Annotated in this window: 12 protein-coding genes and 2 pseudogenes; 9 read left to right on the top strand and 5 right to left on the bottom strand. The window is 47.3% G+C overall.

Annotation, left to right across the window (positions count from 1 at the left end):
• Positions 1-24 precede the first annotated feature (24 nt).
• Positions 25-2,115 (bottom strand): annotated as a pseudogene (locus ACTWJ7_RS22695) (ABC transporter ATP-binding protein).
• Between the two features lie 12 nt (positions 2,116-2,127).
• Positions 2,128-3,872 (bottom strand): annotated as a pseudogene (locus tag ACTWJ7_RS22690) (ABC transporter ATP-binding protein).
• A 528-nt stretch (positions 3,873-4,400) separates the two neighbouring features.
• Between ACTWJ7_RS22690 and ACTWJ7_RS22685 the strand changes: the two are divergent.
• The gene (locus ACTWJ7_RS22685) at positions 4,401-4,697 is read left to right on the top strand and encodes a HesB/YadR/YfhF family protein (RefSeq protein WP_024630313.1); all 297 of its coding nucleotides are present in this window, start codon (positions 4,401-4,403) and stop codon (positions 4,695-4,697) included.
• A 71-nt stretch (positions 4,698-4,768) separates the two neighbouring features.
• Positions 4,769-5,215, top strand: a complete 447-nt coding sequence (locus tag ACTWJ7_RS22680) for an NUDIX domain-containing protein (RefSeq protein ID WP_301879175.1) — start codon at positions 4,769-4,771, stop codon at positions 5,213-5,215.
• A gap of 121 nt (positions 5,216-5,336) precedes the next feature.
• Here ACTWJ7_RS22680 and ACTWJ7_RS22675 read toward each other — a convergent pair whose 3' ends face one another.
• The 3 genes from ACTWJ7_RS22675 to ACTWJ7_RS22665 form a co-directional block, all read right to left on the bottom strand.
• Positions 5,337-5,852: an ADP-heptose synthase gene (locus ACTWJ7_RS22675; RefSeq protein ID WP_079346846.1), complete on the bottom strand. Its 516-nt coding sequence runs from the start codon at positions 5,850-5,852 to the stop codon at positions 5,337-5,339.
• 185 nt (positions 5,853-6,037) lie between these two features.
• Positions 6,038-6,481: a DUF441 domain-containing protein gene (locus ACTWJ7_RS22670; protein ID WP_024630316.1), complete on the bottom strand. Its 444-nt coding sequence runs from the start codon at positions 6,479-6,481 to the stop codon at positions 6,038-6,040.
• A 5-nt stretch (positions 6,482-6,486) separates the two neighbouring features.
• Positions 6,487-7,485 carry a YpdA family putative bacillithiol disulfide reductase gene (locus ACTWJ7_RS22665; RefSeq protein ID WP_079346844.1) on the bottom strand — a complete coding sequence of 333 codons (999 nt, stop codon included), beginning with the start codon at positions 7,483-7,485 and terminating at the stop codon, positions 6,487-6,489.
• A gap of 175 nt (positions 7,486-7,660) precedes the next feature.
• Here ACTWJ7_RS22665 and ACTWJ7_RS22660 point away from each other — a divergent pair, with 175 nt between their 5' ends.
• The 7 genes from ACTWJ7_RS22660 to ACTWJ7_RS22630 all read left to right on the top strand — a co-directional run bounded on the left by ACTWJ7_RS22660 (position 7,661) and on the right by ACTWJ7_RS22630 (position 12,594).
• Positions 7,661-8,251: a DUF2087 domain-containing protein gene (locus ACTWJ7_RS22660; RefSeq protein ID WP_443146408.1), complete on the top strand. Its 591-nt coding sequence runs from the start codon at positions 7,661-7,663 to the stop codon at positions 8,249-8,251.
• A 480-nt stretch (positions 8,252-8,731) separates the two neighbouring features.
• Entirely contained in the window at positions 8,732-9,688 is a 957-nt protein-coding gene (rsgA, locus tag ACTWJ7_RS22655) for a ribosome small subunit-dependent GTPase A (protein ID WP_443145898.1), read from the top strand.
• Complete coding sequence (locus ACTWJ7_RS22650; RefSeq protein WP_443145897.1) at positions 9,685-9,822, top strand: hypothetical protein; 138 nt, start codon at positions 9,685-9,687, stop codon at positions 9,820-9,822. The genes rsgA and ACTWJ7_RS22650 overlap by 4 nt, the downstream gene beginning before the upstream one ends.
• Positions 9,823-9,878: 56 nt before the next feature.
• Entirely contained in the window at positions 9,879-10,217 is a 339-nt protein-coding gene (locus tag ACTWJ7_RS22645; protein WP_079346840.1) for a L,D-transpeptidase, read from the top strand.
• Positions 10,218-10,400: 183 nt separating this feature from the next.
• The gene (locus tag ACTWJ7_RS22640) at positions 10,401-10,688 is read left to right on the top strand and encodes a GNAT family N-acetyltransferase (RefSeq protein WP_301879170.1); all 288 of its coding nucleotides are present in this window, start codon (positions 10,401-10,403) and stop codon (positions 10,686-10,688) included.
• Positions 10,689-10,693: 5 nt separating this feature from the next.
• The gene (locus ACTWJ7_RS22635; RefSeq protein ID WP_301879169.1) at positions 10,694-10,939 is read left to right on the top strand and encodes a GNAT family N-acetyltransferase; all 246 of its coding nucleotides are present in this window, start codon (positions 10,694-10,696) and stop codon (positions 10,937-10,939) included.
• Positions 10,940-11,118: 179 nt separating this feature from the next.
• On the top strand, positions 11,119-12,594 hold the full coding sequence (locus tag ACTWJ7_RS22630) for an aldehyde dehydrogenase family protein (protein WP_079346827.1): 1,476 nt from the start codon (positions 11,119-11,121) through the stop codon (positions 12,592-12,594).
• The last annotated feature ends 234 nt before the right edge of the window (positions 12,595-12,828 follow it).

Below are 12,828 nucleotides of genomic sequence, written 5' to 3'. Positions count from 1 at the left end.
TATGTTCATTTATTCCCGTTTTACTTACACGCCGCCTCCAGCAAAGGAGGAAGTGGTTCGAATGGCCTCGCCCAATGGGTTGCTTCCACTTGTATCTGGTGCTGATTGAGCACCTAGCTGTAACTGATACATCTGATAATAGCGTCCTTTGAGTTCCATCAGCTCATCATGTGCACCTTGTTCCACAATACGTCCGCGGTGCAGGACCAGAATCTGGTCTGCTGAACGAATGGTGGACAGACGGTGGGCGATGATGAAGGTGGTGCGTCCTTTTTGAGGACTTCGAGTGCATTTTGAATTAAGGCTTCCGTTTCGGTATCAATGTTAGCTGTAGCTTCATCGAGAATCAGAATCGCTGGATCGAAGGCCAGTGCTCGAGCGAAGGAAATTAATTGCCGTTGTCCGGCAGATAACGTGCTTCCCTTTTCGATAACCGGCTCGTCGAATCCTTGCGGAAGGTGGGCGAGAATTCGTTCTGCACCTACGTCTCGCAGCGCCTGTTCGATCTGCGCACGCGTAATCTGCTCATCACCCAGACTGACGTTGGTGGCTACAGTACCTGTGAACAGGTAAGGATCTTGGAGTACAATGCCCATATGTTCTCGAATCCACTGTTTAGGCAGGTCCTTAACGTTCTGACCGTCGATCGTAATCTTGCCTTTCTGTGGGTCATAGAACCGGAACAGCAGGTTGATGATCGAGCTTTTACCCGAAACCGGTATGGCCCACCAGGGCGACCGTTTGACCTTGTGATGCTTTGAACGAGATGTTGTTCAGCACATAATCTTTTTTGTAAGCAAAGGCTACATCGTCAAACACGACATTTCCCTTGTATCTTGGCATCGAGCCATCGGTTACCGGTTCACCTTTCTCATCCATCAACTCAAAGACACGTCCGGCCGACACAAGGGAGGAATCCAGGTTAGCCAGTTGGTTCACCATACCCGTAATCGGCTGGAACAAACGCCCGAGGACGTCAACGAATGCATACAGCACACCCAGCGAGATGATACTTGTGCCGTCCAGCACACTGGAACCGAAGTACCACAGGACAACGGCAAACGCCATATTCCGCAGTACGTTAACCAGGTTGTGTGAGGTGAACGCGTTCAGATTGAGCATTTTATTCTGGTGTTTCATATAATCATCATTCAGATCCTCGAATTCCTGCTTGGTCTGTTTCTGATGACGGAATACCCGGATAATGGACATCCCCTGGATGGATTCATTAATAATGGCATTAATCTCACTCAGACGTGAACGAATAATCGTGTTGTAACGAGTCGCGATTTTACGATAAAGCACAATCCACAGCACCAGCATCGGTACAACGAACAATGAGATCAATCCGAGGCGGAAATCCAGCAGGAAGAGCGCAACGTATACGCCCGTAATCGTAATGATCCCTGAGAAAAAGTTCGACAGAACCGCAACGAACAGATCCTTGACGGCTTCGGTATCGTTGGTGACCCGGGAAACCACTTTACCTGCAGGCAGGTTATCAAAAAAGTGTACCGGCAATCGTTGGATATGTGCATACACATCGTTACGCAGTCTTTGAATGACTTTGTTGGCAGATGATTGCAGCCAGTATGTTTTACCAAACTCCATAATGACCGAAATGACAAGGAAGATCATGTAATACACAATCAGTTGATAGATACTTGGCATTTCCGGTTTGTAAAAGGCAAAGAGTTCACCAGCGGATAATGGCACCGCCGCATATTGACCCGTCACTTCGCCTGCGCGTGTAACCGTCAGTGTCCCGTCTGCATAGGTACGATCCCCATCGGGGGCACTAACGGGTTCATTCACAAAATAAAAACTTCTTCCGGCCTGCAGTACGCGTACCTCTGTACCTTTTGTTTCATTCGGTTCAAACCGGCCTTCACGTTTGTAGTTCTTTCCATTGAAGACCGCCGCTTCGCTTGAAGCTGTGGTCTCATAGAAAGGCTGCTCAATGGCGAGCAAATGATTGTCGATCATGGACTTGGCGATGAAAGGGCCGGCAAGCTCAGCCGCAACCCCGATTGTAAGCATAATTAAAGCGGCAATAAACGTACCTTTGGCTTTTAGGGCGTATTGAAGCAGCCGTTTGCCTGTATTAGACTTCAAAGCGTTGACCTCCTACGTGGACAAATTAGACTCCACCTGCTGCCGTTCATACTGTTCACGGTACCAGCCGTTCATAGCAAGCAGTTCTTGATGGGTTCCTTCTTCCGTAATTTTCCCGTGCTCCAGTACGATGATTCGGTCAGCGTGTTCGATAGCGGACAGGCGGTGAGTCGAGATCAGCGTTGTTTTGTTTGAGCGTTTGTTGCGTATATTTTCAATAATTTTGGCTTCGGTTCGTGCATCGACGGCAGATAAGGCATCATCCAGAATCAATATGTCCGGATCGGCGATAAAAGCACGGGCCAGCGATACCCGCTGTTTCTGTCCACCGGACAGCGCAATTCCTTTTTCACCAACGAGTGTGTCCAGACCATCGGATAATGTACCCAAATCTCCATCAAAGGCTGCGGTGCGAATCGCTTCCATAATCACGCCATCATCTGCACCCGGTTTGCCGAATTGAATGTTCTGGCGGACAGATTTGGAGAAAAGCACCTGTTCCTGAGGAACGTATCCAATCCAGCTGTGCAGGTCGTCTTTGGCGATATCCTGAATTGCATGACCGGAGATGCTTAACTTACCCGATCCGGCCGGGTATTCATGAAGCAATTGTTTGAGCAGGGTGGACTTGCCGCTTCCTGTACGTCCCACGATACCAAGTGTCTGCCCACGTCGAAGCGAAAAGCTGACATGACTGAGATTGTCGATGGTGGAACTAGGGTAACGGAAGGTGACGTCCTGCATCGCAATCTCTTCCGGATTCGTAATGTGAGCAGGCTGCTCAACATCTTTTACGGCAGGTTCTACAGATAGCGTCTCGTTAACACGATCGAGTGAGGCACTACCACGCTGCATCAAGTTAATCAATTCGCCAATGGCGAACATTGGCCAGATCATCATCCCCAGGTACATATTGAACGATACGAGATCCCCAGGGTAATTTCATTATGAAAAACAAGATAAATGCCGTAGGCAAGTGCTATCACATAACTGAGTCCGACAAATAACCGGATGGTGGGTTCGAACAGCGCATCCATCTTGGCAACCGCCAGATTTTTGCGGTACACATCTTCGGTGACATCGGCGAATCTTTTCTCGTCCAGACGTTCCTGCACATAGGCACGCACGACTCGAATGCCGGCAATCGATTCAAGCACCTGATCGTTCATGTCCCCGAATGCATCCTGTGCCAGTGTGTATCTTTGGTGTACAGCTTTACCATAGATCATCATGGCGATGGCGATAAAAGGCAGAGGCAAAATTGCAGCCAGGGTCAGTTTCCAGCTAACCAGAAAACCCATGGCGAATAATACGGTTGCCAGAAAAGCAGTGGAGTCGGTTAACGTCAGCATGCCGAAGCCTGCTGTGGTGGCAATGGAACGAAGATCATTCGTAGCACGTGCCATCAGATCGCCAGTTCTGTTTTTCTCAAAAAAAGGCGGGGTCATCCGCAATAAATGGTCCATAAAGCGTGACCGCAGCAAGCGTTCAACCAGATTGGCACCGCCAAACAGTTTGTGCATCCATATGTACGTTGTCAGATAGATAATGATGACCGATCCTAGAATAAGTAAAATGTAACGTGTGAGTGAGGCGCCGGTAATGGAACCGCGTACAATCTCGTCAATGGCATTGCCCAGAAGACGAGGTGGCAGCAGTTCAATGATGCCCACCATAATAAGCAAGGCGACACCAATGAGGTATCGTTTGCGTTCCAGCCGGAAGAACCAGGCCAGATTTTTAAGTACAGAGAACAAGTGGTATCCCTTCCTTTCAAGTTCGTGAAATGCATGTTCCGTTCATGTTTAGCCAGCTGAACCCACAAAAAGACATACCGCACGCAGGCGGTATGTCTTGGGTATCATTCATACGGCAGCATGGCTCCGAGAGCAGAGCCACCACCGTAGATAAAGTTCGATTGTGAGAGTACAAAACAGCAAACCTGATTAGAGGCTTCTGTGATGCGGTCTTATGAACGGAATAACGATTTCATGGGTGCTCCGGTATTTAGTTGTGTGCTGAATTGATGTAGATCGTCATAGTTAAACACCGTAATCACCCTTTCTTTTTTGGTAATAAATTGTATGTGGATCTCGTATGTTTGCATCTTAACACCGACTTTTACAATCTGTCAAACGTTTTTCAAAACAGAAGATGCTGCGGATTGTGATGGAATAATGAGGCGTGAATCAACTTTTTTTATGTATTTGGGGTGGTTGAGGTTTGTAATCAGGCCATTCTAGCGATATGATGGAACATATATATAGAGAAGGAGCTGACACCAAATGAGTACCATACATGTATCTGACCGCGCTGCTCGCTGGTATAAGGAAGAACTGAATTTGAACGAAGGAGACAGCATTCGATTCTTCGCCCGTTATAGCTCCGGCGGAGGTCTTCATCCCGGCTTTTCCCTCGGGATCGCTGTGGAGGAACCGAGACATCCTGCGGATCAAACGAAGGTATCGGGTATCCAATTTTTTATGGAAGATCATGATTACTGGTATCTGAAGGGTCATCAACTTCATGTAGATGTCGTTGAAGAAGGACAGGATATCGAATATCGCTACACTGAGATTTAAAGTGATATCTCTGCGTATATAGAATGGCTCATCACCGGACGCACCAATTTTCGAACAGGAGGAGATACGAAGTGAATCCGCCAGCCCGAGATTTGGCCCAGTATATCGCGAACCGCTCTCATATTGTTGTAAAGGCGGCGGTTCGGGCCGAGAATGAAAAAGGTGAATTATTGCTGATTCAGCACGCTGAACACGGACATTGGCGTATTCCTGCGGGACAGATGCGCCCGGGAGAAGCCATTGAGGACACTGCGCACAGGGAACTGTGGGAAGAGACGGGGTGGACAGCCACTCATATGACACTTGAAGGTTTGCACTCCGGTCCGAATCTGAGACATTTGCATGCCAGTGGGGATGAAGAATATTTTGTTATTGCCCTGTTCAGGGCGCACATTGTTCAGGATTCGCTCGTAGAATCACGAGTGAATAGCGAAGCAGGACTTAAGTTTTTTGATCTCAAATCGTTGCCCAGGCTGAATGATCTTAGTCGCTTATTGCTGAGGTACTCCGAGATATAATAAATACAACAAAGAAGAAGCCTTTCCTCCCGGGAAGGCTTCTTCTTGTTGTGGCAATCAGCAATCGATGGACCAATATTCATGAGTACGATGACCCTTATCATAAACTAGGATTTCCTACCTAGACTTGATCAAGTGGTTCTTCATCATCCATCGCAAAATCAAAATCGTCAATATCGAATACCTGCACAGGGGATGCCGATTCAATGATACGTGCAATCAATTCGACCTGATCAGTAAGGATAGGGGTATCCAAACGCTGTGAAGTGAGAAGCAGTTCGGTCTCAATTGGATCAAAATATTCACCATATTGTGCGGTATCAATCGCATTAATGATGGCAATGGAGACCTGATCACCAAACAGGATGGATGGACTTTTGGCCCAGGGAACAGCAAGGGCACGCTCTATTTTTTTCTTATTCAACGGTTCTTCAAAATAAGAAATGATTTCGTTAATCTTGGATTTCACATGCTGGTCATCTGCCGGGTTATCCATCAAAGGGTCAGGGCTGGTCTGAAATTCATATAACTCAAGGATGGTGGTATAAGGAACAATATATTCAACAGGCGCCTGCGGCGCGAGTAATTGACCGTAAATTGCCACCATCACGGCTTCTGTAACAAACTGACGTGACATGGGTTCCTGAATCCTCCTGCGGCCATTAATAGTTGCGAGGTGAATCAATTTAATAGTGAATGAAGGATCATTCAATTGATTTCTCTGCTATGGACTTGGGTGCTTGAATTGCATGAATAGAAGTATATCATACAACGGTGGGAAAAACAGCCAGTCGGCAGAAGGATGTCAAGTCCTAACTTTGATTATGATTTTCCCAGCAGTAAGGATAAAATTCCTGCTGCAATCAGTGGGCCGACCGGCACACCCTTGAACAAGGCAACGCCAAGCACAGTACCAATAAGCAGTCCGGCAACGACAGTAGGCTGTGTACTCATCAGCGTAGCTCCTCGTCCTCCCAGATGGGCGACAAGTAATCCGACACCAATGGCGAGCAATGATTTCCAGTGCAGAAAAGACTCTCCAATCGTCTGCAAACTGATCTTGCCGCTGGCGAGTGGTGCCATAACACCAATAGTCAGGATGATGATACCGATCGTGAGTCCATACTTTTCCAGCCAGGGAAAAGCCTGATTCAGGTTCAGTACCCGCAGCAACAACAGAAATACCATGGCTACGGTTACGGGTGTATTACTGCTGATAATACCTAGCGCCGCAAACACGAGCAACAGCAGTGAGGTCATATCCATTGATTTCATTCCCCTTCAGTCTGCCCGCGATGACGACCTACGATATGTTCTGCAATATATCTTCCATGCCAGCGCCCGGATTCGATAAACACTTCATTGGCGTTGCGTCCTGATGCGATTACTCCGCCAACGTATATACCTGGTACGCTGCTCTCCATCGTTTGAGGATTATATACTGGTTTATCCATATCCTCGGACATCTCGACACCCACGGAAGAAAGCAGTTTGCGGTCAGGACGGAAACCAGTCAAGGCCAGCACAAAGTCATTTTCCAGTTCACTTGTTGATCCATCAGAATGCAGCAAACGAATGGAATCGTCCAAAATTTCATTTACACGTGAGCCAAGATGAAGTGAGATTTTGCCTTTTTGCACCATACTTTCGAACAATGGACGAACCCACGGTTTAATGTGCTCTGAAACACCGTTCCCACGATAAATCATGTCGATATGTGCGCCGACACGAACGAGTTCCATGGCAGCATCGACAGCTGAATTACTACCTCCAATGATGGCGACACGTGTACGTGTATAAGGATGAGCTTCGCGGAAATAATGAGTGACTTTATCCTTGTCTTCTCCAGGGATGCCAAGATAGTTAGGGTGGTCAAAATAACCTGTAGCAACAACAACATTTCGTCCTTCATGAACGACTACCTGCCCACGACGATTGACTGTATGTACCTCGAACGTGCCATCGTCCTTGCGTTTGATTTCTTGGGCTTCCTCATAATTATGAACGCGAAGACCGAAATGTTCGGCTACCTTGCGATAATAGGCGAGTGCCTCGTAACGAAAAGGTTTGTCGTTCGGTGTGCTGAACGGAACATTCCCAATCTCTAGCAATTCCGCTGTACTGAAAAACTGCATATGGGTTGGATACAGATAAATAGATTGGACGATATTGTATTTCTCAACAATGACAGCGGACAGTCCCAGCCGCTCGCATTCAATGGCAGCAGACAGACCGCATGGGCCTCCGCCGATAATAATGACATCTTCCATGTTCTTAATCCTCCTTATTTCAAGCATTATAATCCTACCGTAAATACGGGTTCAATGCCAGTTCTAGAAGGATTCTGACGTAAAGATGTGATCTTGATCCTGGGAATTGACTTAGAAGAGGTAAAAGACTAATATCAAATTAGATAATCATCTAAATGGAAGTGAGTTGAGTGAAATGCAACTGGAGAAGATTGTGGCTTACCATAAAGCCCTGGCTGATCCTACCCGGCTTCGGATGCTGCTGCTGTTGTCCCAGGGAGAACTTCACGGCCAAGCGCTTGCTGAGAAGCTTAACCTGTCACAGCCAACCGTTACACATCATGCATCCAAGTTAAGAGAAGCGGCGCTAATCAAGGAACGAAGAGAGAAAATACGGTGTTTTTCTCTTAATCCCTATTTTATTCGGGAGCATGCACAGGCTTCAGTTGATTTTATTTTTAGACAAGAGGAGGTTGCCGATATGAGTGATGTGAATGAAACGCTGAAGGCATCCGTGATGCGGAATTTTTTCTCCAAGGATGGACGACTGCGCCAAATCCCGGCTCAACATAAGAAAAAGCTGATTGTGCTGGGTCATTTGGTGGAGCAGCTTGAATTCGGACGGAAGTATACAGAGAAAGAGATCAATACATTTATTCAAAATTATCATGAGGATTTTGCCACCATTCGTCGGGAGTTTATCATGCACCAGTTCATGTACCGTGAAGATGGGATCTATGAGCTGAATCCGAAGGAGATGTGGACACGGTGGGATCAAGTGAAATAAGTGAATAAATAATTAGACTTGACAAGAGCGGTTGAAGCTGTGTAACATGATGGATAATTCTACAAGGGAGGCGATGTTAAATGACAAATCTAATGGCAGTATACGTTAATTTGAATATGAACAGCGTCTCCGGAACGGATCAATGCATGTAATTTTACGGCAGTTGGCAATATTGTTCGCAATATTGTCCATGTACGTAAAATACAATAACATGCACAAATGAAGCCACGGGTGACGTACCCGTGGCTTTTTGTATGCCGAAAATGGGTTGTTTCTGGATAACGAGTATTGGATTGTCGTAATGATGCGTCCAATATGAATACCGTACAAACAATCATTTATTCGGCTAACTTCTAATTGTCGCGGGTTCAGTGCTGCTCGTGGCTTATTTGCTTTTGATGCCGGATCGGAGCGCTCAGTGTTGATCGTTGTCAATGTCAATGAAGGATAAAACACCAAATATCGGGAGGGATTTTTATTTTGAATAACACGATGGAGAAATACGGCTGGTCTGCAAAGTGGCAGGAGCTGTGGCAGCAGACGGGTATGGAAGAACAATCAAGAAAACCGGCAAGAATTATTGCGGATCACGGGCAATTGCTTCGGCTGATTACGTCTGAGGGAGAATGCTGGGGACGGGTATCCGGACGGATGCGTCATGACCATCTGGAAACGGGCATTGTGCCAGCCGTTGGGGACTGGGTTGCTGTTACAGGGCAAGCTGGAGAAGAAGCCATCATTCACAGCATTGTGCCACGTCAGAGCAGGGTATCCAGACAAGCCGCTGGTCCAGTGACCAAAGAGCAATTGATTGCGGCGAATGTGGATACATTGCTCATCGTTGCTGCTCTTAATCATGATTTTAATCTGAGACGGCTCGAAAGGTACATTATGATGGCCTGGAATGGTGGCGTCAGACCGGTCATCATTCTAAGCAAAAGCGATCTGTGTGAGAATGTGGAAGAACAAATTTCGCTGGTGGAGAGCATTGCTCCGGGGATTGAAGTGCTGGCACTGTCAGCTGTTCAGGATCAGGGCAAGTCTTTACTTGAAAAATTTCTGTCTCCAGGCACAACAGTTGCCTTAACAGGTTCTTCTGGTAGTGGCAAGTCGACTCTCGTCAATTGGATGATGGGTGAGAGTGTACAGCTCACACAGGCTGTTCGTGAGGACGATAGTCGTGGACGGCATACGACCACTCATCGGGAATTGTTCGTACTGCCGCAGGGAGCGGTATTGATTGACACGCCGGGAATGCGTGAACTTAATCTGTGGGATGAAGGTCAGGATGGTTTGTCTCACGCCTTTGGTGAAATTGAGCAGCTCGCTGCGGAATGCAGGTTCCAGGATTGCACCCATACCCGGGAAGCCGGTTGCGCAGTGAAGGAGGCCATTCAGGCAGGTTCATTGGATGAAAAAGGCTGGCTAACTACTTGAAAATGCAGAAGGAACTGAAGTTTCAACAACGCAAAGAAGAGATAGCCTCCAAACGACGGACCGCTTCAAGCAAACCTGTCAGTTCCCGCAAACCAAAACATGTCGGCAGTACAAAAGACTGGGAAGAGGCCTGAGACCAGGTGGGCATCCCTCTGTATCCTGCATAGGATAGGTCAGGAGGGATGTCATCATGCCTGATTACAGCATCATCGTAGACCTGTCGGATCACATGTTATATCTTTTGGATGGCTCGCAGGTCGTTAAGGGCTATCCTGTCGCAATAGGCAAGATGCTTACGCAAACGCCAAACGGCGTGTTTACAATTATTAACAAGCAAGAGAATCCTGGAGGGCCATTCGGCGTTCTTTGGATGGGGTTGTCGGCGCCGCATTATGGAATTCATGGAACCAATGATCCTTCATCCATTGGCAAGTCTGTTTCCCATGGATGCATACGCATGTATAACTCGGATGTGCTGGATCTGTCTTCCAAAGTGTCGGTAGGCACACAAGTAACGATCCGGCCCTAGGGCCGGATTTTTACGCCAACGAATAGAAGCGCTTAGCGATATCCATAGAGAAGGACCAGACTCCTCCATTGATCTAGAGAATCAATTCGGATAATGGTCCATGTGGATGGATTTGGAATTGATACGCATTGCACATATACTATTGTAAAGCCACGGAAGTGATGAGAGAAAGTGAGTGATTACATGCGGATTAGACCGGCGCGTGAAGGGGATGCGAAAGCCGTAGCTCATGTACATACAGAGAGTTGGAAGACGACATATCGGGGGATCGTGCCTGATGATTTTTTGGATAATCTGACTACGGAATCAAGGCTGTCCCAATGGGAGCGAAATATTCGCTCTGGCGAAAAGGATCAGATTCCGGTGGTGGCTGAACAGGACAACGGGGAAATTGTCGGATTTGCCTGCGGTGGAAAGGAACGTGAAGGCAAGTTGCCTTACGATGCTGAGCTATATCCATTTATTTACTGAAAGAAGTGCAACAAACGGGGATTGGCCAGCAGCTGGCAAGACACGTCGTTCGTTATCTCCATTCCCTGAACATGGGGAGTTTGTTGATCTGGGCACTGGAGCAAAATTCAGCCTGTCGTTTCTATGAAAAGATGGGCGGAATCCCTGTCCAAACACAGCAAATCCGGATTGGCGGTCAAGATCTGGCAGAGGTTGCTTATGGCTGGGAGGACTTGACGCTATTTGGAGGAAAAGACCTGACCAGACAGTAGGATGATGAAAATATGGCTGAATATGTAGCTGAATATGTAGACCATTGATGCGCTTTTTCCTAGGTGAGGATGAAAGGATTCAACTGTTCTTCACGTTTGCGTAATCCTTAACAAGGTTAATGAACTACTACACCGCTTTGAGGTGTGACATTCAATCTTGATTGGGAGGCGTTATTCAGATGACTTTAATGGAGACAGAACATACAACATGGACGAAACAATTTATTAATGGCGAATGGGTAGAAGGCTCCGGCGAGAAAACACTGGAAAATAAAAATCCGTACACGGGAGAGGTCATCGCAACCTGGCGATCCTCGAACAAGGAAGATATAGATCAGGCATATGAGGCCGCCCAAAAGAGCTCGGTGGAATGGAAGAAATCCCTGCCAGCGGTAAAAGAAGGTGTACTTCGCAAAGTGTCGGCTCTCATGACAGAGCGCAAAGAGGAAATTATAAAGCTGCTGATTACGGAATCCGGAAGCACACGCATCAAGGCTGAGGCAGAGTTTGCTTCTGCGAAACGGATTGTGGATGAAGCTGCTTCGTTCCCTTATCGAATGAAGGGGGAAATTCTACCTTCAAATACACCAGGGAAAGAGAATCGAGTTGTGCGCGAGCCCAAGGGAGTCATTGGTGTCATTGGCCCTTGGAATTTTCCTTTGCACTTGTGTCTACGTTCTGTAGCTCCGGCTGTTGCTCTGGGTAATGGAGTCGTTATTAAGCCTGCGTCCGATACCCCGATTACGGCTGGTTGGCTTATTGCAGATCTGTTTGAGCAAGCAGGATTACCTGAAGGCGTACTGAATGTGGTTGCTGGAAGCGGGAGTGAGATAGGCGATTATTTTGTAGCGCATCCCATACCTAAAGTCATTTCCTTTACAGGCTCCACAAAGGTGGGGCAGGGCATCGGCAAACTGGCTGGTGAGCATTTGAAAGAAACTGCGCTTGAGCTTGGTGGCAACAATGCGATGGTTGTCCTGGAAGACGCGGACATTGAACGTGCTGCGGAGTCTGCGGTGTTCGGTAAATTCCTGCATCAGGGGCAGATCTGTATGGCCCTTAATCGTATTATTGTGCATGCTGATATTTACGACAAGTTCGTAGAATCTTTTCTCGCTAAAACAAAAAAAATTCAGGCTGGTGACCCTGCCGATGCCCAAACGCTGGTTGGCCCGCTTATTCGTGAGAAGGAAGTGGAACGGCTGCTTGACTTGATTAAAGGAGCCAAGGCGGAAGGAGCCAGATTGCTGCTGGGTGGTACAAGCAAAGGCAGTGTGCTGGAGCCCACCGTGCTCGCGGATGTGAAACCGGATCAGCATATTGTACAACAGGAACTGTTTGGACCTGTCGCGGTAATCATGAAAGCGCAGGATGAGCAGGAGGCCGTGCGCCTGGCAAATGATACGCCTTATGGATTAAGCGGCTCCGTATTTACCCGAAATCTCGAAAGAGGGTATCAAATTGCTCAGCAGATTGAATCGGGCATGGTGCATGTCAATGATCAATCCGTGAATGATGAGGCTCATGTCATGTTTGGTGGCGAGAAATCCTCAGGTATTGGCCGTTTCGGTGGCGATTGGGCTATCGAGAAATTCACGCGGACTCGCTGGATCAGCATTCAGCATCAATATCGGGATTATCCTGGAGTGCAATAGTTCGACAGCTAGCGTGGCTTAGAAACTACTTTGTTTTATAATCAGATAGGTTTCGGTAAAGCGTGACAAAGATCGCGCAAAACCCGCCTCAAGCTTGATGGGGCGGTCTTTTGCATGTTTTTACATGCTTGAAAAACAGGTGAGGAAATGATGTGGAAAAGCTGTTTGGAGCTTCTGAAATCTGGTTATTTATGGGTACACGGGCAGAAGAGATCCGTAAATCCAATAGGTAAA

This window comes from Paenibacillus sp. 1A_MP2 (assembly GCF_052244825.1).
GTDB classification, from domain to species: domain Bacteria; phylum Bacillota; class Bacilli; order Paenibacillales; family Paenibacillaceae; genus Paenibacillus; species Paenibacillus vandeheii.
The sequence above is the reverse complement of the archived record's forward strand: the minus strand, read 5'-3'. Positions and strand labels throughout refer to the sequence as shown.

Bases quoted from the DNA above. Each gene is read 5' to 3' on its own strand.
- ACTWJ7_RS22630 (WP_079346827.1), top strand. From the start codon at position 11,119: ATGACTTTAATGGAGACAGAACATACAACATGGACGAAACAATTTATT.
- ACTWJ7_RS22685 (WP_024630313.1), top strand. From the start codon at position 4,401: ATGAGTACCATACATGTATCTGACCGCGCTGCTCGCTGGTATAAGGAA.
- ACTWJ7_RS22645 (WP_079346840.1), top strand. From the start codon at position 9,879: ATGCCTGATTACAGCATCATCGTAGACCTGTCGGATCACATGTTATAT.
- ACTWJ7_RS22675 (WP_079346846.1), bottom strand. From the start codon at position 5,852: ATGTCACGTCAGTTTGTTACAGAAGCCGTGATGGTGGCAATTTACGGT.
- ACTWJ7_RS22640 (WP_301879170.1), top strand. From the start codon at position 10,401: ATGCGGATTAGACCGGCGCGTGAAGGGGATGCGAAAGCCGTAGCTCAT.
- ACTWJ7_RS22670 (WP_024630316.1), bottom strand. From the start codon at position 6,481: ATGGATATGACCTCACTGCTGTTGCTCGTGTTTGCGGCGCTAGGTATT.
- ACTWJ7_RS22665 (WP_079346844.1), bottom strand. From the start codon at position 7,485: ATGGAAGATGTCATTATTATCGGCGGAGGCCCATGCGGTCTGTCTGCT.
- ACTWJ7_RS22660 (WP_443146408.1), top strand. From the start codon at position 7,661: ATGCAACTGGAGAAGATTGTGGCTTACCATAAAGCCCTGGCTGATCCT.